This window comes from Lacrimispora amygdalina (assembly GCF_003432035.1).
GTDB lineage: Bacteria > Bacillota > Clostridia > Lachnospirales > Lachnospiraceae > Lacrimispora > Lacrimispora amygdalina.
On record NZ_QOHO01000067.1, the window covers coordinates 1 to 22,462 of the forward strand.

Annotated in this window: 20 protein-coding genes, 1 pseudogene and 1 other annotated feature; of the genes and pseudogenes, 18 read left to right on the top strand and 3 right to left on the bottom strand. The window is 40.6% G+C overall.

All coding sequences use genetic code 11. From position 1 onward, the window contains the following. Positions 1-191: 191 nt before the first annotated feature. From DS742_RS19875 to DS742_RS19885, 3 genes are all read left to right on the top strand, one after another. Positions 192-1,007, top strand: a complete 816-nt coding sequence (locus tag DS742_RS19875) for a sensor histidine kinase (protein ID WP_170313530.1) — start codon at positions 192-194, stop codon at positions 1,005-1,007. A 68-nt stretch (positions 1,008-1,075) separates the two neighbouring features. Continuing rightward, positions 1,076-1,237 carry a cyclic lactone autoinducer peptide gene (locus DS742_RS19880; RefSeq protein WP_242996645.1) on the top strand — a complete coding sequence of 54 codons (162 nt, stop codon included), beginning with the start codon at positions 1,076-1,078 and terminating at the stop codon, positions 1,235-1,237. Continuing rightward, on the top strand, positions 1,237-1,827 hold the full coding sequence (locus DS742_RS19885; RefSeq protein WP_117418715.1) for an accessory gene regulator ArgB-like protein: 591 nt from the start codon (positions 1,237-1,239) through the stop codon (positions 1,825-1,827). The genes DS742_RS19880 and DS742_RS19885 overlap by 1 nt, the downstream gene beginning before the upstream one ends. Positions 1,828-1,854: 27 nt before the next feature. On the opposite strand, the gene DS742_RS19890 is transcribed toward DS742_RS19885, so the two are convergent. Together DS742_RS19890 and DS742_RS19895 are read right to left on the bottom strand one after the other, a co-directional pair. Then, complete coding sequence (locus DS742_RS19890; RefSeq protein ID WP_117418716.1) at positions 1,855-3,921, bottom strand: HelD family protein; 2,067 nt, start codon at positions 3,919-3,921, stop codon at positions 1,855-1,857. Beyond that, complete coding sequence (locus DS742_RS19895; protein ID WP_117418717.1) at positions 3,914-4,765, bottom strand: helix-turn-helix domain-containing protein; 852 nt, start codon at positions 4,763-4,765, stop codon at positions 3,914-3,916. The genes DS742_RS19890 and DS742_RS19895 overlap by 8 nt, the downstream gene beginning before the upstream one ends. 232 nt (positions 4,766-4,997) lie before the next feature. Here DS742_RS19895 and DS742_RS19900 point away from each other — a divergent pair, with 232 nt between their 5' ends. From DS742_RS19900 to DS742_RS19910, 3 genes are read left to right on the top strand one after another with little or no spacing between them, the layout of a single operon-like run. Then, positions 4,998-5,468: a hypothetical protein gene (locus DS742_RS19900; RefSeq protein WP_117418718.1), complete on the top strand. Its 471-nt coding sequence runs from the start codon at positions 4,998-5,000 to the stop codon at positions 5,466-5,468. A 21-nt stretch (positions 5,469-5,489) separates the two neighbouring features. Next, the gene (locus DS742_RS19905) at positions 5,490-6,095 is read left to right on the top strand and encodes a hypothetical protein (protein ID WP_117418719.1); all 606 of its coding nucleotides are present in this window, start codon (positions 5,490-5,492) and stop codon (positions 6,093-6,095) included. Continuing rightward, entirely contained in the window at positions 6,092-6,319 is a 228-nt protein-coding gene (locus DS742_RS19910) for a hypothetical protein (RefSeq protein WP_117418720.1), read from the top strand. Before DS742_RS19905 ends, DS742_RS19910 begins: the two co-directional genes overlap by 4 nt. A gap of 32 nt (positions 6,320-6,351) precedes the next feature. On the opposite strand, the gene DS742_RS19915 is transcribed toward DS742_RS19910, so the two are convergent. Beyond that, complete coding sequence (locus DS742_RS19915) at positions 6,352-6,663, bottom strand: helix-turn-helix domain-containing protein (protein ID WP_117418721.1); 312 nt, start codon at positions 6,661-6,663, stop codon at positions 6,352-6,354. Between the two features lie 345 nt (positions 6,664-7,008). Between DS742_RS19915 and DS742_RS19920 the strand changes: the two genes are divergently transcribed. From DS742_RS19920 to DS742_RS19975, 12 genes and pseudogenes are all read left to right on the top strand, one after another. After that, on the top strand, positions 7,009-9,081 hold the full coding sequence (locus DS742_RS19920; RefSeq protein ID WP_117418722.1) for a methyl-accepting chemotaxis protein: 2,073 nt from the start codon (positions 7,009-7,011) through the stop codon (positions 9,079-9,081). Positions 9,082-9,153: 72 nt separating this feature from the next. Beyond that, positions 9,154-9,397, top strand: a binding site (T-box leader). A 53-nt stretch (positions 9,398-9,450) separates the two neighbouring features. Continuing rightward, positions 9,451-10,470 carry a phenylalanine--tRNA ligase subunit alpha gene (gene pheS, locus DS742_RS19925; protein WP_117418789.1) on the top strand — a complete coding sequence of 340 codons (1,020 nt, stop codon included), beginning with the start codon at positions 9,451-9,453 and terminating at the stop codon, positions 10,468-10,470. Between the two features lie 22 nt (positions 10,471-10,492). Next, positions 10,493-12,913, top strand: coding sequence for a phenylalanine--tRNA ligase subunit beta (pheT, locus tag DS742_RS19930; RefSeq protein WP_117418723.1), 2,421 nt, complete (start codon positions 10,493-10,495; stop codon positions 12,911-12,913). 131 nt (positions 12,914-13,044) lie between these two features. Further along, positions 13,045-14,235 (top strand): phosphopyruvate hydratase family protein, encoded by a 1,191-nt coding sequence (locus DS742_RS19935; RefSeq protein ID WP_170313531.1) that lies wholly within the window; start codon positions 13,045-13,047, stop codon positions 14,233-14,235. A 74-nt stretch (positions 14,236-14,309) separates the two neighbouring features. Further along, a complete protein-coding gene (gene secG, locus DS742_RS19940; protein WP_097005797.1) occupies positions 14,310-14,543 on the top strand; it encodes a preprotein translocase subunit SecG in 234 nt (77 codons plus the stop codon). Between the two features lie 140 nt (positions 14,544-14,683). Then, positions 14,684-16,825: a ribonuclease R gene (gene rnr / locus DS742_RS19945; protein WP_242996647.1), complete on the top strand. Its 2,142-nt coding sequence runs from the start codon at positions 14,684-14,686 to the stop codon at positions 16,823-16,825. Positions 16,826-16,981: 156 nt separating this feature from the next. Beyond that, positions 16,982-18,076 (top strand): hypothetical protein, encoded by a 1,095-nt coding sequence (locus DS742_RS19950; protein ID WP_117418725.1) that lies wholly within the window; start codon positions 16,982-16,984, stop codon positions 18,074-18,076. A gap of 26 nt (positions 18,077-18,102) precedes the next feature. Beyond that, positions 18,103-18,311 (top strand): annotated as a pseudogene (locus tag DS742_RS30155) (S1 RNA-binding domain-containing protein); the annotation flags it as partial. Positions 18,312-18,466: 155 nt separating this feature from the next. After that, positions 18,467-18,940, top strand: coding sequence for an immunoglobulin-like domain-containing protein (locus tag DS742_RS19960; RefSeq protein WP_117418726.1), 474 nt, complete (start codon positions 18,467-18,469; stop codon positions 18,938-18,940). Between the two features lie 380 nt (positions 18,941-19,320). Beyond that, positions 19,321-19,788, top strand: coding sequence for an SsrA-binding protein SmpB (gene smpB, locus DS742_RS19965; RefSeq protein WP_117418727.1), 468 nt, complete (start codon positions 19,321-19,323; stop codon positions 19,786-19,788). Between the two features lie 81 nt (positions 19,789-19,869). After that, complete coding sequence (locus DS742_RS19970) at positions 19,870-21,861, top strand: BMP family ABC transporter substrate-binding protein (RefSeq protein ID WP_117418728.1); 1,992 nt, start codon at positions 19,870-19,872, stop codon at positions 21,859-21,861. Then, positions 21,833-22,429 (top strand): metallophosphoesterase family protein, encoded by a 597-nt coding sequence (locus DS742_RS19975; RefSeq protein WP_117418729.1) that lies wholly within the window; start codon positions 21,833-21,835, stop codon positions 22,427-22,429. The genes DS742_RS19970 and DS742_RS19975 overlap by 29 nt, the downstream gene beginning before the upstream one ends. Positions 22,430-22,462: the final 33 nt, after the last annotated feature.

Sequence of the window (22,462 nt, forward strand, 5' to 3'; positions counted from 1 at the left end):
TATTTATACAGCCGTGGTTTTCGGCAGGCGTAAGCTATATTCTGATTGTAGAATGCTTTATTTGATTTCTATTTATAATTTATATAGTGAAATATATGAAAAAAATAAATATCAGCAATAATAATGTTTTTTCCTGGTATTTACTTATTGTTCCAATTTTATCACTTATGATATCAAGCAGTTTTTTGTATATGGATTTTCCAAAACCGGTTTCTGTACAACTATTTATGTTTGCCGGCGCTGTATTGCTCTATTTTTCCAATGCTGCGATTTTTATTATATTGGAAAAATATACTGATGTAATGAATAAAATCAAGTATGCCGAACTTTATTCGGTCAAACGAGATATGGAAACTGAACATTTTCAGAATATTTTAAAGATAAATGACCATTATCGATGCTTCATGCATGATGTTCATTCTTATTTTAACAGTTTCCGTCTGCTTGCATTAAATGGAGAGAATAACAAGATTGTTGAAATTATTGATGAGTTAAAAGGTAAGATTCAAAAAGAAACAAACCTGGCCATTTACAGTAGTAACCCTGTATTTAATGCTATTTTATCAGAACGCGTATCCAAGGCAAAGGAGCTTGATGTTGAATTGACTCTGTTTGTCGAAAATCATATAAATGTGGATTTTATATCAGATGCTGACATGATCTCTATGTTTGGCAATCTGCTTGACAATGCGATTGAGGCAGCGGAAAAATGTGATCCTGGAAAACGCAATGTTAACATAAAGGTATTTATGGGCACGAATTATTTTCTAATTTTTCATATTGAGAATAGTTCTAATATAAAAGTGAAAAGGGAAGGCGACAGATTTTTAACATCAAAAGCGGATTCCAAGCACCATGGTTTGGGAATTGGGATAGTAATGTCTTTGGCGGAGAAGTATGGCGGGTCATTAAATCTTGTACAGAAAGGCGATTTATTTGTTACAACTTTAACGATTTCAAGCTTTGTAGAAGGGCAGAATGCAAATTTTGGCACTCAACGTGTATAATTTTGGCACTTGACTTGAAATATGCAATTTACTGTTATACTATGAAAAGAAAAAAGGAGTGATTTAATATGAAAAAAATGTTAAATGCTTTAAAGGGAAAAATGTCAATGATCAACATGATGAATGTCTGTGCATTGTTGGTTGCCGCTTATACAATCAATGTAACCTGTGCATGGGCTCATCACCAGCCGGAGGTTCCTGAAGAAGCCAAGAGTCTCAGGAAATTTTAATGTTACAACGGATTTCGGAAAACATAGTCAGCTGGCAGATTAGAAAAAATCTTTTAAAAGACGATCAGCGAGCGTTGTATCTTTACGCTTATGAAGTCTTAATTAACCAGATTATTAACATAGTCGTGGCTGTTATCATAGCAGTAATCATGCGAGCCCCTATGCCTGTGTTTGTGTTCCTCGCCAGCTATATACCTTTAAGGTCCTATTGCGGCGGGTATCATGCGAAAACCAACGGAGTCTGTACTGTAGTGTCAGCAATCCTTATTCTGATTGTCTGTCTGCTTGAGAAATACATAGTTGGGACGGCGGCTCTTTTTTTACCAGTTGCAGGGTTTCTTATTTCAGGAATTCTGATCTATATCTTTGCACCGGTCCCTGACCGGAATAAACTTCTGGATGAAGAGGAGACAAGACGTTACCGGTTGAAAAGCAGACAGCTATGGTTAGCAGAAGTAATCGCAGGAGGAATATTTTGGTTTGTCAGCATCAGAGTTTGTGTTGTACTGGCCATAAGCCACCTTCTGCTGTCCATTATGCTTTTGTATGGAGTGCTGAAAAATAGTAAGATGGGTATGAAAGAGCAATAAAAAGTATTTGAAAACGAGACTGCGGATTTATGGCAGTCTCGTTTTCTCATTATAGTTTGTCTGATTTTCTGGCTTTAACAAAGGAGATATTTCCCCAGTGTAAAAGAGTGTCAGCCGGTGCATTGCTCTGGTACAGGCTATATAAAGTAAATTTCTGTCGTGTTCCTCAGAATAACAAACGCTGTCTGCATAAGGAATTATGACTTCATCAAACTCCAGTCCTTTTGACATCTGTATGGATGTGACGGTTATACCACTTTTAAATTCCGTGCTGTCTGTGGAAATAAAGTGTACCTCATAATCACCGGATAGCTGGTCGTAAAGCAGTTTTCCATCATGGGAAGTCTTTGTGATAATAGCTAGAGACGAATATGACGATTGTAAAAAAGCTTCAATTTTATTTCTGATAGTTAAAAGCTCATCATTTTTATTCTGGCATCTGATGATAGCTGGGGGAGTGCCATGCCGCTCTATGGCTTTTATTGTTCCAGTATTTTTGATCTGCATAGCAAAAGAAATAATCTCATAGGTAGAACGGTAGCTTTTTGTCAGTTCGATGAAATCAGAGCCTTCATACAGGCTTTTCAGATCGTCTAATGTGTATGCATGGCTGGGATTTATAAATTGTCCAAAATCTCCTAAAATGGTTTTGGGACAATGAAACAGGATGTTAATAACCACATATTGAATTGGTGTATAATCCTGCATTTCATCTATTACCAGATGTCTTATGAGCCTGTTTTCCTGCAATCCTTCGTAGAAGTTATATAAATATAGAAAAGGGAAAACATCCGCCCATTCTAATGTGTTTTTTGAGGGCATAATGAATAACTCTGTTTTATTCATGTATTTATAAAATTCTTTATAAAGTGACAGAGTATTTTTAATCTTTATCATTTTATTTAAAGCTTTAAGTATGGTACTGCTTTTGGGAATATCATCTCCCATATAGTTATCACTGTGGAAACGTTCATAAATATCAGAAGCGATCATCTTTAAACGCTGCCTGACAGGAAAATTACCATAAGCATCAAAACGTTTTTTTATGGTATCGGCATCTGCGGTGAACTGGCCGTAAGTAAAATCAGCTGGATCAAAAATAATTCCTGGTGCAGCTGAGATAAAATCATCCATTTGTTTTACAAAAGACAGTGCAGACTTAAACCTCACCCGCTCCATCCATGCGCTGTCATTAGACTCTGAAGGAACTCTGTCTGTTTCAAACCCAATTAAATTCCCTATTTGCTCTCTGGCAATATCGGTAAATCCCAGTTCGCAGACCGGTTCTTCCCCTAGCTCCGGGAGCACCTCGGAGATATAATTTCCGAAAACTCTGTTAGGTGACAGTATGCCTACATGATCTGCTGATAGTCTGTCTTTAAAACGATAGAGTAAAAAAGCAATCCGATGGAGCGCGATCGATGTTTTACCGGATCCGGCAACACCTTGTATAATGAGAGTACGGGAGTTTTCGTTTCTGATAATCTGGTTTTGCTCTTTTTGAATGGTAGTTATAATGGATTTCATTTTTTCGTCTGAAGTATGGCTCAATTCCTGCTGAAGAATATCATCCTGAATGGTAAGAGAACTTTGGAGTGCATATTCCAGCTTTCCGTTCTTTATTTTGAACTGCCGTTTTTCTGTCAATTGCCCCTCTATTCTCCCGGAAGGGGCATCAAATCCTGCAGGCCCGATTTCATAATCGTAGAACATACTGGAAATTGGTGTCCGCCAGTCGAATATCAGCAGTTCATTTCCGTAACGGAATGAAAAACGGCCAATGTAGTACTTTCCCGGTATGCAACTGTTATTTTCCTTAAAGTCTATTCGTGCAAAATAGGGGGAATCTTTTAATTTCAGAAGTTTATCCCGTATACTTGCTGAAAGAGCTGTGGTATTGTCCATTCTGTTAAGTTCCATTTCATTTTGAAACATCTCATGCGGGTCGATTTCTCCGCGGTTTTGTACCATATACCGTTTAAATTCCATGTAATTCTCATCCAGGCGTCTGACATCAGCATCTGCTTTTTCTAATGCATCATTAACTTTGCGATTGATCTCTTCAAGATAAAGGATATCAGATTGATTATTCATTTGTTCCCTCCCTTTGTAAAATAAAACGCTGTGTGGGATAACCGAATTCGGTCAGCAGTTCGGCTTCTGCAAAGCCTAAATCTTTAATGATCTTACGATGGCCGGTATCTGCTTTGTCACCTTCTCTGTAGGTTGTTATGCTGATGTCCTTATCATCGAAAAGCTCTTCCATGACTCTGTCAAGAAAAGCTTTGGGAATTCCTTTTTTCCGGTAAAGCGGATGGGTACCCATAAAATCAATGCTTCCGGTTTTTGCGGAAAAAAGCATTGCTCCGATTGCAGTCCCATTATCTTTTAATATTAATGCCTGCCTGATTTTAATTCGTTGTTTCAGTTCCTCAATGTATTCTTTTTCATCCAGACAGGGAAAACCATCGATTACGAGCCGGACCAGAGCCATCCAGCAGGCAATATCCGATTCTGATGCATAAGCAATATTCCACTCAATGCTGTCACTTTGATTAAGCATATCATACCCTCCCTTAAATTCAAATTTTGATTGTAAAGGATAGAATTTTTCATTGTCCCTGTATTTGTTTGGAGGCTGTTTATACATGGCAGTAAAAATATTAGTAAATGCCTGTTGGCTTTCATAACCGGCAATCAGAGCAATATCTAAAATCGGTTTATTTGAAAAGACAAGCAGTTTTGCCGCCTCTGTTAATTTTCGCCTCTTCACATACTCATGAATGGTAAGTCCGGTAGTGTCAGCAAATATGCGGTGCAGATGATGCTTTGAATAATGTACCGCATTTGAAATGGCATCCAAATCTGTTTTCTCGTTTAAGTGTTCCTCAATGTAATTGATTGCGGCTACCGTATTGCTGATGTTTCTGTTTTTCATTACACGTTGCCTCCTTTCTGCTGATGTAAAATCGTCATTTTAAGTATAACAAAATTTAATAATCAGAGTTTAATAAATCTTGCTGTTTTAAATAAAATTCCGGATCAACCTGTTTGGCGTGCAAATTTTGGAACTCAATGTGTACAATTTTAGCACTTCGGTTGAATTTATTTCAGTTATATGTAGAATGTAAATTATAAGTAATATAGTTCTCGGAACGAAAGGAGGGCTGATGGTGCAGAATAAAAGAAACAATGAAAGCTATTATCAATACAGGGCAAGCTGTTCCATCCGCAAGGAAGATGGAACAGAAGAAATTAAAAATTACGAACTGGAAACAGACATATTGTATGGAGATCTCCATTTTTGGAATCGTTTCTATTATTTAAAAAAAAGCCAGAATATGCTGTTTGACTTTGCCTCCCGCGAACCAGGGATAGTAAAATGCAGAATCCTGCAGGAGAGACTGGTCTTAATACCAAGATTTACTTATAAATCCAATAAGACTGTCAGCAAAAAAGGATCATTGATTAAAAGACTGCTTCTTGTTATTGAAGTGATTGTATTACTGGTTTTGGTAATGTCAAGAGCATCTGCTGCAGGAGAAAAGAAAATGGGTGACTACGTAAATAGTCAGGTTCTGTCTGATTTTGCTGAACAGGGAGAGGAGGAAATCAGACAGTACATGTTAGATAAAGATTGAACAAAGCAGAGAGGAAGAATCATGTGTGATGATGAGAAACTGATTGATGACAGGCATCTTGAACGGATAAACAGGTTTACCAGTATAGAAACAGGAATTTATGTGGAAGGAGAATTGCTTCAGTTTTGTGAAACAAAGATGTTTGATAACGAAGTAGGGATTTTTCTTCCTTCTGCATTTATGGATATGAAACCGGAAGATGTAAAGAGAAAATATTTTTCTGAACAGCGGCCTGAAATTATAAAAACAAATAAAGATGGAACCGTTAATTTTTCCTTCAGCATGGTGGAAAGGGAGATTAAGCCGGAACAGCTTGAGCCTGTAATTCAGGAATTTTATCTTGTATTAAAGCGTTTTCAGCCTATGAGTGTCTGTCTGGAGGACGGGACAGAGTTAGATCATGACGTTCCTTTTGCCTGGATGGAATTTATCAGCACAGCACTCGATGACAATCTTTTCAATATGCTGATCATTTATCCGGTGGGTAAAAAACTGCTGATGGTCATGTTTAACTGCCCGTTTGAGAAGAGACTGGATTGGAGCCGCTGCCTTGACAAAATCCGCAATAGTATTACTATTTACAAGGCCTGTAATGATCCGGCCGGGGAAAGGAAGAAGAACTTATGATAAAAGAACAGTCTTTTGAGGATTTATACGGTTATTTTTTTGGAATGTTAAACAGAGGAGATCTTGATGAGTTATATGCAAGAGCATTGGAGGCAATTCCAACCATAGTATCCTTGTATGAAATCAGTGATTTTAACAGCTCCCCTGAAGCTGGCAGTATGAGTCTGTGGACAGAATATCCCGCTGTACTTCAAAATCCCCATACTTTCGCACGGGGACGATGAAATAATAGTTGTTTTAAATGGTTTAATCCCGTCTATTTTGACTGAAGCCGGTTGATCATGGTCAATATCAGCAGGAGATCGTTTTCCGGTAACGTTTTCAGCTTGTCTATTGTATCTCTGACTAAGGGCGGGTTGGGATTATCATTATCAAAAAAGTCTTTTGGCGTTACGCTTAAGTATTCACAGATTGCCAGAAACTCCGCCATTGAGGGGAGACTCCTGCCGCTGGAGATGCTTTGCACGTAACTTCTGCTGTGTCCCAGCTCCAAGCTCATCTTATGTTCCGCCACTCCCTTTTTTAAACGTAATTCTGTGATTCTTTTGTTGATATAGTCTTGATCCATTATAGTCACCTCTCGTACTATATTTTATGATAATAAAATTTGTAAAATACACGATTAAAATATGTAAAATTCGTATATTGCATAATCTGAATACCAATAGTATAATTAAAAACTGTTAATATTATGTAAAAAGTGCAGGGAGGAAAGGAGTTTGAATAGGTATAAAAGTTCTGATATCCAGTTTAAATGTACTCAGGTGAAATTGCAATAGGAAAAGCGGAATCAGGCATACAGAATATTAGCAGAGATTATTAGTAAATTTTACCTTGGTATGTTATGCTGTTTTTATTAAAATGCCGATACATACAGTAGAAGGTGGAAGTCCGAATTACAGGAGATAAAAGTATGAAAAAAAGAATTGGAATCAGAAGCATAGGAATAAAGATGCTGTTAGGGATTTTGCCAGTTGTGATGCTGGCGCTGGCATTGCTGGCCAGGTTAAGCGAATCTACAAGCAGTGAACTGATTGAGCAGCAGAGTAATTCCACTATGGAGTCGGAACTGAAAGCGAATGTTAACAGTATTGATAACTATTTAAATGCAGTTGAAACTACAGCAATGAATATTTCTCATACAGTGGGAGCGTCTTATCAGTCCACGGATCTTGATACATACGGCAAGGCAATTGCAGATATAATATCCGGCAATGATTTAATCCTTGGCAGCGGAATCTGGTTTGAGCCCAATGTATATGATCCCCAGCAGAAGTATGTAGGACCATACTGGTACAAAGACGGCGATAAGGTAACCTTAACCAACGAATACAGTAATCAAAGTTATGACTATTTTAATCAGGCGTACTACAAATCCGTATCAGGAGGAGCTAAAACTGCAGTTATTACAGATCCTTATTTTGACCCGACACTCAATGTAATGATGGCAAGCTGCACGGCTCCTGTTTATGACAGCAGCAATCGCTTTATTGGAGCTGTTACGGTTGATATGCAGCTAAGTGATATTGATGAGCTGATTAAATCAATTAAAGTGGGCAGGAACGGAACTGCAGTACTCATTTCCGCAGATGGTGTTTATCTTTGCGGCGCAGATGCAGATAAGGTAAGCAAAGGGGTCAATATGACCCAGGATGAGAACGCCTCACTTTCGGCAGCAGCGGCGCAGATGGTGGCAAACGATAAAGGTAAGACGACCTATACGGAAGGCGGGGAAACTTATAATCTCTATTACGATACAGTGCCGGGAGTGGGCTGGATCATCATGATCAGGATGCCTCAGTCTGAACTGGCAGAACCCATCGTTGCTTTAAACGGGAAACTGGTCAGGCTGAGCGTGGCAGCTTTGATATTATGTATTCTTGCTGTTTTACTCCAGGTGGGAAGTATTACATCAGGCCTTAAGAAAGTCCGTAAGTTTGCCGGTTCTCTTGCAGCGGGAGATTTCACGGTTCAGCCGTTAAAGACCAGGCGCAAAGATGAACTGGGACAGATGAGCAGCTCGTTAAACAATATGTTCCGCAGCAATAAGGGGGTCATTGAGCAGATTTCCGATCATGCAGGGGATATTACAGATGCGAGCATTCATTTAAATAAAGTATCCACCGGTCTGCTGCTTCAATTTCGCGATGTAAAGACCTACATGGGAGATGTGGATAAGGCTATGATGTCTTCCAGTGCGGCAACAGAAGAACTGAACGCATCTCTTGCAGAGGTGAACTCGTCAGTTGGAATACTTGCCAGCGAAACGGAAAAGAGCAGTAAGATGGCCGGAGAGATTATGGAACGGGCAAAAGACATAGAGAAAAAAAGCCAGGAGGCATATGATAATGCCCTTGTCATTTCCCAGGAAAGAGAGCAGGACCTTCAGATGGCAGTCCAGCACGCAAAAGTAGTGGAACGGATTGGCGATATGGCACGGCTTATTTCCAATACGGCTTCCCAGATTAACTTACTGTCACTTAATGCTTCTATAGAAGCGGTCAGAGCCGGAGAACAGGGCAGAGGTTTTGCCGTTGTGGCCAGAGAGATCGGGAAGCTTGCGAAAGATACTTCTGAGATTGTAAAGGAAATTGAAGGCACCATTTCTGATGTCCAGAACGCATTTTCCATGATGCTCGATGGTTCACAGTCCATGCTGCTTTTCTTAAGAGACACTGTAACTCCGGATTACAACAGTTTCGTTAGTGTAGGACAGCAATATGGCAGGGATGCAGTTACCATCGAGGAAATCTCCAATGAAGTGGAGGAGATGGCTACCAACATCAGTCAGGTGATGCAGGAAGTCCGTGATGCCATACAGAATGTTTCCGAATCTGTTCAGACTACCGCGGGCAACAGCAGCATGGTTCTTACCACAATCGAAAAAGCTTATGAAGTTGTACAGGATATGTCTAAAATGTCTGAGAAGCAGGAACGGATTGCGGAGGAACTTAAAACGGTTGTTTCCGGCTTTAAGTTAAAATAGCAGAAATATAGAATGATATCTTGACATTTTAATTCTGACTTATTATAATAGTGACAATATTACAATAAAATATGAAATGCTATGAAAGTGCAAGTAGAATCTTAATTTCTATCAGAGAGAAGGGGTCACCGGCTGAAAGCCCTTTTAAGTTCAATTAAGAGATCGAATTTCCCACTGAAGCAGCATGGCTGAAACCTGTGGATTTGTTAGTCTGTCAGGCGGGTAGGTCATGACGTCCGTACACGTTACGTATGCCGAGTGCCTGCTTTTGAAGCAGGAATCAGGGTGGTACCGCGAACACAGCTTCGTCCCTTTGCAGGGATGGAGCTTTTTTTTGTATCAGGGAATGAATCAAAGAAGGAGAGCATGATGAAAGATCAATTAGAGAGAATCAAACAAGAAGCATTAAAGCAGATTGAAGCTTCCGATGCGCTGGAAAGACTGAATGACATTAAAGTCGCTTATCTTGGAAAAAAGGGAGAACTGACCAGTGTATTAAAAAGCATGAAGGACGTTACTCCGGAAGACAGACCCAAAATCGGGCAGATGGTCAATGAAGCCCGTGAAGCAATTGAGGGAAAATTAGATGCTGCCATGGCAGGACTGATGAAAAAGGCAAGGGAAGAGCAGTTAAAAAAAGAAGTGATTGATGTCACCCTGCCTGCAAAGAGAAACAGAGTAGGCCATACCCACCCCAATACCATCGCCTTAGAAGAGGTGGAAAGAATCTTTGTGGGCATGGGGTACGAAGTAATAGAAGGCCCGGAAGTGGAATATGATCACTATAACTTCGAAAAACTGAACATTCCGAAGAACCACCCGGCAAGAGATGAGCAGGATACTTTTTATATCAGTGACAACATCGTTTTAAGAAGCCAGACATCACCTGTTCAGGTCCGGACCATGGAGAAGGGGAAACTTCCAATTCGTATGCTGGCACCAGGCAGAGTATTCCGTTCCGATGAAGTGGATGCAACTCATTCCCCTTCCTTCCATCAGATAGAAGGGCTGGTAATCGATAAAAATATAACATTTGCTGACTTGAAAGGAACTCTGGCTGAATTTGCAAGAGAGCTGTTCGGTCCTGAGACAAAGGTAAAGTTCCGCCCCCATCATTTCCCGTTCACGGAACCAAGTGCGGAAATGGATGTTACCTGCTTTAAGTGCGGAGGAAAAGGCTGCCGTTTCTGTAAGGGATCTGGCTGGATTGAGATTTTAGGCTGCGGAATGGTGCACCCAAATGTGCTTGCCATGAGCGGAATTGATTCTAACGAATATTCCGGATTTGCATTCGGCGTAGGTTTGGAGAGAATTGCTTTATTAAAATACGAGATCGATGACATGAGATTATTATATGAAAATGACATCAGATTCTTAAAGCAGTTCTAGAAACAGGAAGGGAGATAGATTGATGAATACACCATTATCATGGGTTAAAGCATATGTACCGGATTTGGATGTGACACCTCAGGAATATACAGATGCCATGACACTGACCGGAACGAAGGTTGAGGGCTATGAATGCCTGGACAAAAATTTGGAGAAGATCGTAGTTGGTCATATCTTATCCATCGAACGCCATCCGGATGCGGATAAACTGATTGTCTGCCAGGTAAATGTGGGCTCTGATACCGTTCAGATCGTAACCGGCGCATCAAATGTTAAAACAGGGGATAAGGTTCCTGTTGTTTTAGATGGAGGAAAGGTGGCCGGAGGACATGACGGCGGGCCCCTTCCGGAAGACGGTATTAAAATCAAAAAGGGCAAGTTAAGAGGAATTGAATCCTGCGGAATGATGTGCTCCATTGAAGAACTGGGATTTACAAAGGAGATGTATCCCGATGCTCCTGATAGCGGAATTTATATTCTTCCCCAGAATTCTGTTCCGGGAACCGATGCAGTAGAACTCCTTGGTCTTCATGATTCTGTTTTTGAATATGAAGTAACTTCAAACCGTGTGGACTGCTACAGTGTAATCGGAATTGCCAGAGAGGCAGCTGCCACATTTAACAAAACCTTTGTTCCTCCGGTAGTAACTGCGACTGGCAACAGCGAGGATGTTCATGATTATTTAAAAGTAACAGTAGAAGACAGCCGTCTTTGCTCCCGTTATTGTGCAAGAATGGTAAAGAATATAAAGATTGCTCCTTCTCCTGTCTGGATGCAGAGAAGGCTTGCTGCCTGCGGAATCAGACCTATCAATAATATTGTTGACATTACCAATTACGTAATGGAAGAATACGGTCAGCCAATGCATGCCTTTGATTATGAGCAGCTGGCTGGTCATGAAATCGTTGTCAGATGTGCAGAGGACGGAGAGATGTTTAAGACCTTAGATGGTCAGGAAAGAAAAATGGACAGCACCGTACTCATGATTCGTGACGGAGAGAAAGCAGTGGGTATTGCCGGTATCATGGGAGGCGAGAATTCTAAGATTACGGACGAAGTCCGGACCATGGTATTTGAAAGTGCCTGCTTTGACGGAACCAATATCCGCCTTTCCTCTAAAAAAGTGGGCTTAAGAACCGATGCCTCAGGTAAATTTGAAAAGGGCCTTGATCCCAACAATGCAAAGGCTGCCATTGACCGTGCATGCCAGTTGATTGAGGAACTGGGGGCAGGAGAGGTAGTCGGCGGCATGATCGATATCTATCCGGTAAAAAAAGAGAGTAAGAGGATTGCCTTTGAACCGGAAAGAATGAACCGTCTTCTTGGTACAGATATTGCTCCGGAGACAATGCTTGCGTATTATAAGCGTCTGGAACTGGAATATGATGATAAAACAGGAGAGATCATTGTTCCCACATTCCGTCAGGATCTGGAATGTATGGCGGACATGGCTGAGGAAACAGCCAGATTCTACGGCTATGACAAGATTCCCGTTTCTCTTCCAACGGGTGAAGCGACTACGGGTAAGCTCTCCTATAAGTTAAGGGTAGAGGAACTTGCCAGAGAAGTTGCTGAATTCTGTGGATTTTCCCAGGGAATGACTTATTCCTTTGAAAGTCCGAAGGTATTTGACCGTCTTCTTCTTCCGCAGGACAGTCCTCTGCGGGTAACTGTGAATATTTTAAATCCTCTGGGTGAAGACTTCAGTGTTATGAGAACCACTCCTCTCCATGGTATGCTAAATTCGCTTTCTACCAACTACAACAGGCGTAATAAAAATGTGCGTCTTTATGAGCTGGCTAATATTTACTTACCAAAGAGTCTTCCTCTTACAGAACTTCCTGATGAAAGAATGCAGTTTACTCTGGGCTTTTACGGAGACGGAGATTTCTTTGATATGAAGGGTGTCATTGAGGAATTCTTTGAAAAAGCCGGCATGAATTTAAAACCACACTATGATCCGAAGGCAGGAAAGACATTCCTTCATCCGGGAAGACAGGCAGACATTATTTACGATGGAGTAAATATCGGATATTTGGGGGAGATTCATCCCGAGGTTGCTGATAACTACAAAATCGGTGACAGAGCTTATGTGGCAGTGATCGACATGCCGTCCATGATACCATTTACAAGTTTCGACCGCAAATATACCGGAATTGCCAAGTATCCGGCAGTTACCAGAGATATCAGCATGGTGGTACCCAAAAACATCCTTGTAGGTCAGATTGAGGAAGTGATTGAAAAGCGGGGAGGAAAGATTTTAGAAAACTATGAGCTGTTTGATATCTATGAGGGCGCACAGATTCTCGCTGGTTTTAAATCAGTTGCCTATTCTATTACTTTCCGGGCATCAGACCATACTCTGGAAGAGCAGGAAGTTTCAGGAGTTATGAAAAAGATACTCAACGGTTTACAGGCACTTGGTATTGAGTTAAGAGCATAAAAAGAGGGAATAAAAAAAGATGCCAGAGAGCAAAACGCTTCCGGCATCTTTTTTTATTTGCCTGCATGGAACTGAAAAATCCCGTCAATCCTTACGGTAGAGGAATGATGGAAAACAGGGAGGCAAAACAGATGCTTGATGATCTTGATATTAAACGGATAAGAGGAAGAATGCTTTTTGATTCAGGAGGAAATCCGGCAGTGGAGGCAGAAGTGATCCTGGAAAACGGTGCCCAGGGAAAGGCGGCAGTTTCTGTTTTTGATGAAATGAACGGAGAGGAAGAAGCAGATTATATAAGAGAATGGTTATCGGAAGCCATTTTATTTGAAGACGCAGCGGAACAGAAGTACATTGACCGCCTGTTGACAGAGCAAAGAGACCAGGACGATGCTGACCATAAGGAATACGGCAGAGGAAAGGCAGGAGTGTTAGCATTGTCCATGGCGGCCGCGAGGGCTGCAGGAGCCGGACTTGGGCTTCCGCTTTACCGCTATTTAGGCGGTACAACTGCGCCTGTAATGCCGGTTCCCGTGATGAGTATGATCGATGGAGGCGACTGGTTAAAAGGAATTGATTTTAAAGAAATCATGATAGTCCCGTTAAACAGAAGTTCCTTCGCAGAGGGACTTAGAATGGGGGCAGAAGTTTATCAGACGTTAAAGCGGCTTTTAACGTTAAACGGATTTGATACATCCATTGGGGGGAGCGGTGGTTTTGCAGCCGACATGAAAAGTTCAGAAGAAGCGCTTCATTATATAATGGATGCCGTCAGACTTTCCGGGTATGATCCTGATATGGACTTAACTGCGGCTATTTGCGGAAATGCAGATGATCTCTATGCAAAGGAAGAAGGAATTTACCGCTTTAATAAGGAAAGTTTAAAAAATGGTATCCTGGTACACAGGAACCAAAAAGATATGATATCCTATTACTTAAGGCTTGCGGACGGATTTCCACTTGGCATTGTGACAGACGGACTTTGGAAACAGGACCTGGAAAGCAGAAACCGGATGTATCAAATGTTCCAGCATCGTCTCGTGATTGCCTCTGATGATTTCTTTGCCTCAAATGGAGTGGAAATTCAGTTAAAGAAAGCCGGAACTGTGACAGCTGCACTGGAAATGATTCAGGAAGCCAAAAAAATGGGGAGTAAAGTGATAGTTTCAAACAGTGATAAGGAAACAGAGGAAGCATTTCTTGGAGATATGGCTGTGGCAGCCGGTGCTGACTATATTAAGTGCGGTGCGCCCTGCAGGGGGGAATGTACAGCCAAATACAATGAACTGCTCAGGATTGAAGAATTCTACAGTCGGCAGTGTTGAAAATAGAAAAAAATATTGTATTTACTGAAAATTTATGGTATGATAGTCCGTGTTTGACTTAAGGAGGTGGAAGAATGATCCGGATTATATTATCAATCGTGTTTGTTATTATATGCATTGCTTTATCAGCGATAATCCTGTTGCAGGAAGGAAAGAGTCAGGGTCTTGGTTCTATCGGTGGTATGGCGGATACTTACTGGGGCAGGAACAAAGGTCGTTCCATGGAAGGTAAACTGGAAAAGTTTACAAAGTACGGAGCAATCCTGTTTTTTATCCTGTCATTGGTACTGAATCTGAATATACTGTAGCGATTAAACACTCTTGTGGTATAGCAGCAAGGGTGTTTTTTTCGCATTACGGAAAAAATCTGTCATACCAATGGGTGAAGTGCAGATAATAAAACATAAATGAAACCGTTTTGAAAAAAACGTGAAAAGAGAGGAAAATAATGACAGAAGAACAGTTAACGCAGCGGAAAGCCATGTTTATGGAACTGTTTTCAGATCCATCTTATAAACCGATGAAATTAAAGGAACTCGCCATGTTATTCGGAGTACCCAAACATCAGAGGGACGAATTAAAGCAGGTGCTTGATGCACTGCTGGCAGAAGGAAAAATCGGAGTATCCCAGAAAGGTAAATATGGAAAACCCGATGTCGGTTCCATAGCTGGCGTATTTTCCGGACACCAGAAGGGCTTTGGTTTCGTATCTGTAGAAGGATTTGAGAAGGATATCTTTATACCAGAGGATAAGACAGGCGGCGCCCTTCATGGAGATACCGTTTTAATATCCGCAGAAGCGGAAGGCTCCGGCAGCAAAAGAGCAGAAGGCCGGGTTATTAAGGTGCTCCAGCATGCAAATGAAGAAATAATCGGATTTTATCAGAAAAACAAGAATTTTGGTTTTGTGATACCTGATAATCAAAAGATATCAAAAGATGTTTTCATTCCCCAGGGAAAAGACATGGGGGCTGTAAACGGACATAAAGTAGTGGTAAAAATCACTGACTTTGGAGGAGAAGGGAAAAAGCCGGAGGGTGTGATCAAGGAGATTCTTGGACATGTCAACGACCCCGGAACCGATATTCTCTCCATTGTGCGCGCTTACGGACTTCCGGAGGAATTTCCTGACAGCGTGATGAAGCAGGTGGAGTCTGTTGCGGATTCCATTTCCGGAAAAGATATGCAGGGGCGTCTGGATTTAAGAGAGCTGCAGACTGTTACCATAGATGGAGAAGATGCGAAGGATCTTGATGATGCCATCACCATTTCAAAGAAGGAGGGTATTTATACCCTGGGAGTGCATATCGCAGATGTAACCAATTATGTGACAGAGCACAGTCCCCTTGACGAAGAAGCTTTAAAAAGAGGAACCAGTGTCTATCTGGTAGACCGGGTAATTCCCATGCTTCCCCACAAGCTGTCAAACGGAATCTGCTCCTTAAACCAGGGAGAGGACCGTCTGGCACTGAGCTGTATCATGGAAATTGATGAAACCGGCACGGTAACCGGTCACAGGATTGCCGAAACGGTAATCAATGTTGACCGCAGAATGACCTATACGGCAGTCAATGCAATTATCACCAATCATGATGAAGCAGTGATGAAAGAGTATGAAGCCTTTATTCCCATGTTTGAGCAGATGAAGGAACTGGCAGATATTTTAAGAGAAAAAAGGAAAAAAAGAGGTTCCATTGACTTTGATTTCCCCGAAACAAAGGTAATTCTTGACGAACGGGGCAAGCCTCTGGAAATAAAGCCTTATGACCGGAATGCTGCCACTAAAATCATTGAAGATTTTATGCTTATGGCCAATGAAACCGTTGCGGAGGATTATTTCTGGCAGGAAATCCCGTTCCTTTACCGGACCCATGACAACCCGGATCCGGAGAAGATGAAAAGTCTGGCAACACTGATCAACAATTTCGGATATTCCATCCGCTTCCACAACGGAGAGGTATATCCCAAGGAAGTTCAGAAGCTGCTGGCCAACGCAGAGGATACTCCGGAAGAAGCGTTAATCAGCCGCCTTGCCCTTCGTTCCATGAAGCAGGCGAAGTATACGGTAGGTAACACCGGACATTTTGGTCTGGCTGCAAAATATTATACCCACTTCACTTCCCCGATCCGAAGATATCCGGATTTACAGATCCATCGTATCATAAAGGAGAATTTAAGGGCAGGGCTCAGTGAGAAACGGGTCAGCCATTACGAAAAGCTTCTTATGCAGGTAGCGGTTCAGTCCTCTTCTCTTGAGAGAAGGGCGGATGAAGCGGAGCGGGAAACCATAAAGCTTAAAAAATGTGAATATATGTCTAAGTATATCGGGCAGGAATTTGACGGAGTCATATCAGGAGTAACAAACTGGGGACTTTATGTGGAACTTCCCAATACAGTGGAAGGTCTGATTCACGTTAATGATCTTCAGGATGATTATTATCATTTTGATGAGGAACATTATGAACTGGTGGGAGAAATGACAAGGAAAACCTTTAAGCTTGGTCAGCCCATTCGGGTAATTGTATCGGGTACGGATAAACTGCTTCGTACCATTGACTTCATTTTGGGAAGAGATTTTGACGGGGAATAACACATAGATATACTGATATTTTTATAGGTAGGATGGAAATACTTATCTTTGTTTTTCAGAGTTAAGTGTTTTTATCCTGCCGTCAATTTTTGCCTTAGATAACGAGTTTAAAACCATTAGATTATCTAACTTTATAGACCTGTAGAGGTGTTACATATGAAAAATAAATATTTATTTAATGCATTTATCATGGCAGCATTGGTGTTAACCATGACAGGTTGTGAAAAGAACAGGAATAAAATCACGGTTCAAGAGCCTGAGAAAAACATAACAATTATTGATGAATCAAAGCAGGAAGAGAGTGAACCAGAGATATTAGTTGATAAAATTGAGCGTTTGGGACAGATAAGTATTAGCGATTGGTTCGATGAAGATACTGTAATTGTTTCTAAAGATAATGAGTTACTAGACAAGATGAGTTTATCAGAATTATCAGACCAGTATCCAAAGAGCCTGTATTTTCTGGATATTAACTCAAAAGAATATCAGCTGGTCAAGGAACAAAAAGATGTATTGCTGGGGGGAGCTGTATTCTCCAGGGATAAGAATTATCTGATCTATGATGAATATGTTCTGGGGGATCCTGCTTACTTCATTATGAATATGGAGAATCATGAGAGCATTGGGCTTATGGGAGAACCGATTGGTGGAGCAAAAAGTGCGCACTGGGCTGATAACGAAACTGTAATCGGTGCGGCATATAGCGGCGGCGTATATCTGGCTGACAGAACTGGAAACATGAGATTGATTGATGAATTAAAAGATGAAGGGATATATCTCGTTGAAAAATTGGGTGACACTATATATTATAATACACAATCAGATTTTACTTTAATGAAATTAAACCTCGTTACGAAGGAAAAGACTAGTCTTAATCTGGAACAAGTATTTCAAATCTTACCGTCTCCTGATAAGAAGCAGATGATAATCTTGCAGAATAATGGTTCCACGGGTTCGATGATTATTTATAGTCCTGAGCATGATAAAAAAATTACGATTGTAGATAGTGCTGAATTGTATGGAGTATCCTGGTCACCTGATCAGAGAATGATTGCTTACTGTATGAAAGAGGATAAAAATAATTCAACAGTAAGTAGTTTGTATGTATATGATATACTTACTGGAAAAACGATAAAGGTTGCTGAGAATGCTGAATCGACAGGTACTAATTGGAGTCCTTCCGGTAAAAAATTATCGTATACGGAATGGGATGGAGAACAGTATACCAGTAGTATTATTTATCTTAAATAGAATGAGAGAAGGGCGTATGAAGCGGAAACTGGGGTCTTTATGTGGAACTTTCCAATATCGTGGAAGGTCTGATCCACGTCAATGATCTTCAGGATGATTTTATGACGAACATTAAGCACTGGTGGGAGAAATGATAAGGAAAACCTTTAAACTTGATCAGTCTATTCGGGTAATCGTATCGGGTACGGATAAACTGTTTCGTACCATCGACTTTATTTTGGGAATACAATTCTGAGTGATTATGATATTGTAAAACAAGAGGAGTTATTTAAAAAGATGTGTTGCTTAACTAAAAGTATCTAATATCTAACCAAGAAGAGGTGATATCAAAATATTTGGATAGTATAAAAGTTGCAAATCATCTCAAAGTAAAAAGGAATCAAGTAGAAAATGAAAAAAAAAGTATTTGTTTTTGCTCTCATCGTTACAATATTTTTGATACTAGTTTATAGATATAATATTAATTACAAAGGTAATATCAATATGAACCAAAAAGAGTCAGAAAGTAATTTGGTTATATATGAATCTGGTGATGTAACCATGACAGTGGAACGTGTAGTTGATACAAAAATTACCGTACGTATTAATTATCTTGCAGATGATCCGGCAATATTCGGTGAAGATTACGTAATTGAAGTGAAAAAAGGTCATAAGTGGTATTCTTTACCTGTTAATGATAATATCATGTTTACTTCAATAGGATATGAATTAAAAAAAGGAAATAATTTACCATGGTCTACTGATTTTGAAGTTTTATATGGTAAATTGTCTCCCGGTCTCTATAGAATAATAAAAAGTTATAGAATAGAACCACCGCAGGAGGATTCTAAAGTATATTTTATTAGTGCAGAGTTTTCAATTTAAGTAGGCACTTATACCATACATCTTTTGTATATGTTTATTCCTTGAAAATTAATATAAAATGGGGGTAGAAAAATGAAGCTCCAGAACAGTTTAGATATAACCCAATATTAATTACTATTTGGAGTGTATTTAAAAATCAGGTAAAGTAATTCCATAGGCGGATCTAAGAAATTATCTTAGGTCCGCCTAATAAATCTCATTATATTAAACTTATTTTGCCTACAACAATATAAAGGGCAACTAGAAGCTCCGGTTCTATTAATCAAAAATCATAATTTTCCTATCTGAAGTAGAAAACAAAAAAGCATTTTCTTATCCTTTACGAGATATAAATAATGTAGTATGATTGTGTAAAGTTTTAATAAGGGAGATTTATAAATATGGGAGAAAGTTTTAAATTAATCGCCAATAACAAAAAGGCGTATCATGATTATTTTATTGATGAAAAATACGAAGCCGGTATCGAGCTTTTTGGTACAGAGGTAAAGTCCATACGAATGGGCAAATGCAGCATAAAGGAATCTTTTGTAAGAGTGGACAGAGGTGAGGTTTATGTATATGGCATGAACATCAGTCCTTATGAAAAAGGAAATATTTTTAACAAAGATCCCTTACGTGTGAGAAAGCTCCTCCTTCATAAATTGGAAATTCAAAAGCTGGATGAAAAAATTGCGCAAAAGGGGTATACACTGGTACCTCTTTCGGTATATTTTAAAGGCAGTCTGGTTAAGGTGGAGATCGGTCTGGCAAGAGGTAAAAAGCTTTACGATAAAAGGGACGACATTGCAAAGAAAGACCAGAAGCGCGAACTGGAACGTGATTTTAAAGTGCGTAATTTAAAGGTGTAAAAAAGGGGATCGCTGCCTGTCTGTACAGAACGCTTTTTGGATGGTAAAATAGGGGTATAAAATAATGGGAGGAAACTGCGGATGGCACTATATGATTATGTAGGGGCATTAAGAAAAGGGCGAAGGCAGTACCAGGCATCCGTATCAAGAGGAGAGTATCCGTATCTGCCGGTGTTAGATGATATCCTGTCTTATTCGGATATCGTTTCTGAAGTTAATCTGGGGATTATGGATATTCCTCTTGAAAAAGTGGTAGGTACCAAAACAGAGGGGCGTACCAATGCGTTTGCCAGTAATTTCATGCCGCTTTTGTCGGAAAAATCCGAGTTTGGAGCGAAATGGGCCTATCTGTATGACCATCAGATTCAGGAAGGAATCCATGACCCGATTGTTGTATATGAGTTTATGAACCAGTACTATGTTCAGGAAGGAAATAAAAGGGTCAGTGTATTAAAATATGTGGGGGCATTCAGCATCGCAGCCTCGGTGATCCGGATGATTCCCAGACGTACCGATGATTTGAATAACCGTCTTTATTATGAATTCCTTGACTTTTACCAGGTTTCCTTTAACTGCGATGTCTGGTTCAGCAAGGAAGGCAGTTATGACAGGCTTTTAAAGGCGATGAATAAAGTTCCGGATGAACAGTGGAGCGAAGACGACCGGATTGTGTTTAAGTCTGCCTATGACCGCTTTTCCAAAGCTTTTCATACATTCGGCGGTGATGATTATGACATGACCTGTTCCGATGCATTTTTAATTTATGTGGAGCTGTTTGGCTACAAGTCGGTCAAAGACAGGGTGGAAAAGCAGATTAAGAAGGATCTGGTTAAGATTAAGGATGAACTTCTTCTGGCTTCCAGAGGCAATAAGATCGCGTTGGTAGAACAGCCGGAAGAGGCAGGTGATGGGGCGGATAACACCACACTGAAGCTGATTAACTGGCTGCTTCCAAATCCGGTGATTGACCCTTCCATGTTAAAAATAGCGTTTATACATGCAAAAACAGCGGAGACCTCAAGCTGGACTTACGGTCATGAACTGGGCAGGATGTATCTGGAGCAGGCATTTGACGGAAAGACAGAGACTATGGTCTTTTTCCACGCAGATACGGAAGCAGAGACGGCTAAGGCAATCGATGCTGCTATCGCGGGCGGGTGCAACATGATTTTTACCACAGCCTCCCAGATGATCAACTTAAGTGTGAAGGCAGCAATTGACCATCCGGAAATCAAGGTTTTCAACTGCTCTGTCAATATGTCGTATTCTTCTGTCTGTACTTATTACGGAAGAATGTATGAGTCAAAATTTCTGATGGGTGCTCTGGCTGCTTCCATGTCGCGGGATGACAAACTGGGCTATATTGCTGATTATCCCATATACGGCACCATTGCCAATATCAATGCATTTGCATTAGGGGCAAGAATGATTAATCCATATGCAAAGGTTTATTTAGAATGGTCCAGGATCACCGGGCGGGATGCTCAGGCAGAACTTGAAAGGGAAGGCATCCGCTTTATTTCCGGAGACGATATGATCACGCCTCAGACACCTACAAGAGAATACGGACTTTATCAGAAAGCTCCCGATGGAAGACTTAAAAATCTGGCTACTCCCATCTGGCATTGGGGTAAGTTCTATGAAAAAATTGTAAATCTCACCTGCCACGGGTCCGTTGACCGGAAGGAAATGAAAGGAAAGCAGGCGATTAACTACTGGTGGGGGATGTCTGCAGATGTCATTGATGTGATCTGCTCCCAGAATCTGCCTCACGGTACAAACAGGCTGATCACATTTTTAAAAAATTCCATTCGGGCAGGAAGCTTCCAGCCGTTTGTAGGAACGATTTATTCTCAGGATGGGTTGATTCAGTGTGAAGAAGGCTTAAGTCTTACACCGGAGGAGATTACCACGATGAACTGGCTTACGGAAAATGTTGTGGGGCAGATTCCTGATTTTGAGGAATTGACAGAGGAAGCCCGGTCGTTGGTCCGTCTTCAGGGTCAGACAATATACGAGAACATGGATACGGAGGAACTGCAGCGTGAAAATTCTGGTACTGGCGGATCATGAGTCCAAGTCACTCTACGAATACTATACACCGGAGAAACTGAAAGATATTGATTTAATCATTTCCTGTGGGGATTTAAGGGCGAATTATCTGACGTTTTTTGCCACCTGCTCCCATGCGCCGGTCTTTTATGTCCGTGGTAACCATGATTGTCAGTATCAAACCTGCCCTCCGGAGGGGTGTATCTGCATTGAAGATGAGATTGTTACCTTCAATGGAGTCAGAATTTTGGGGCTGGGTGGTTCCATGGAATATATTCCGGGTTCACCCGATCAGTTTACAGAAAAGAAAATGGAGCAGAGGATTAAGCGCATGTGGTGGAAGTTAAAAAAAAATAAGGGGTTTGACATACTGGTAACCCATGCGCCTGCTTTTGAACTTAACGACCTGCCGGATCTTCCTCATCGGGGATTTTCCTGCTTTAAGGCTTTGATGGACAAGTATTCACCTAAATATTTTTTCCATGGCCATATTCATGCCAACTATGGCAATGCTTTTAAGAGAGAAGACCAGTACGGCAGTACCATTGTAATCAATGCTTATGAATATTGCATTATTGATTATACGTAATATAGTAACTTTTACAGAAGACCGCTCATATCC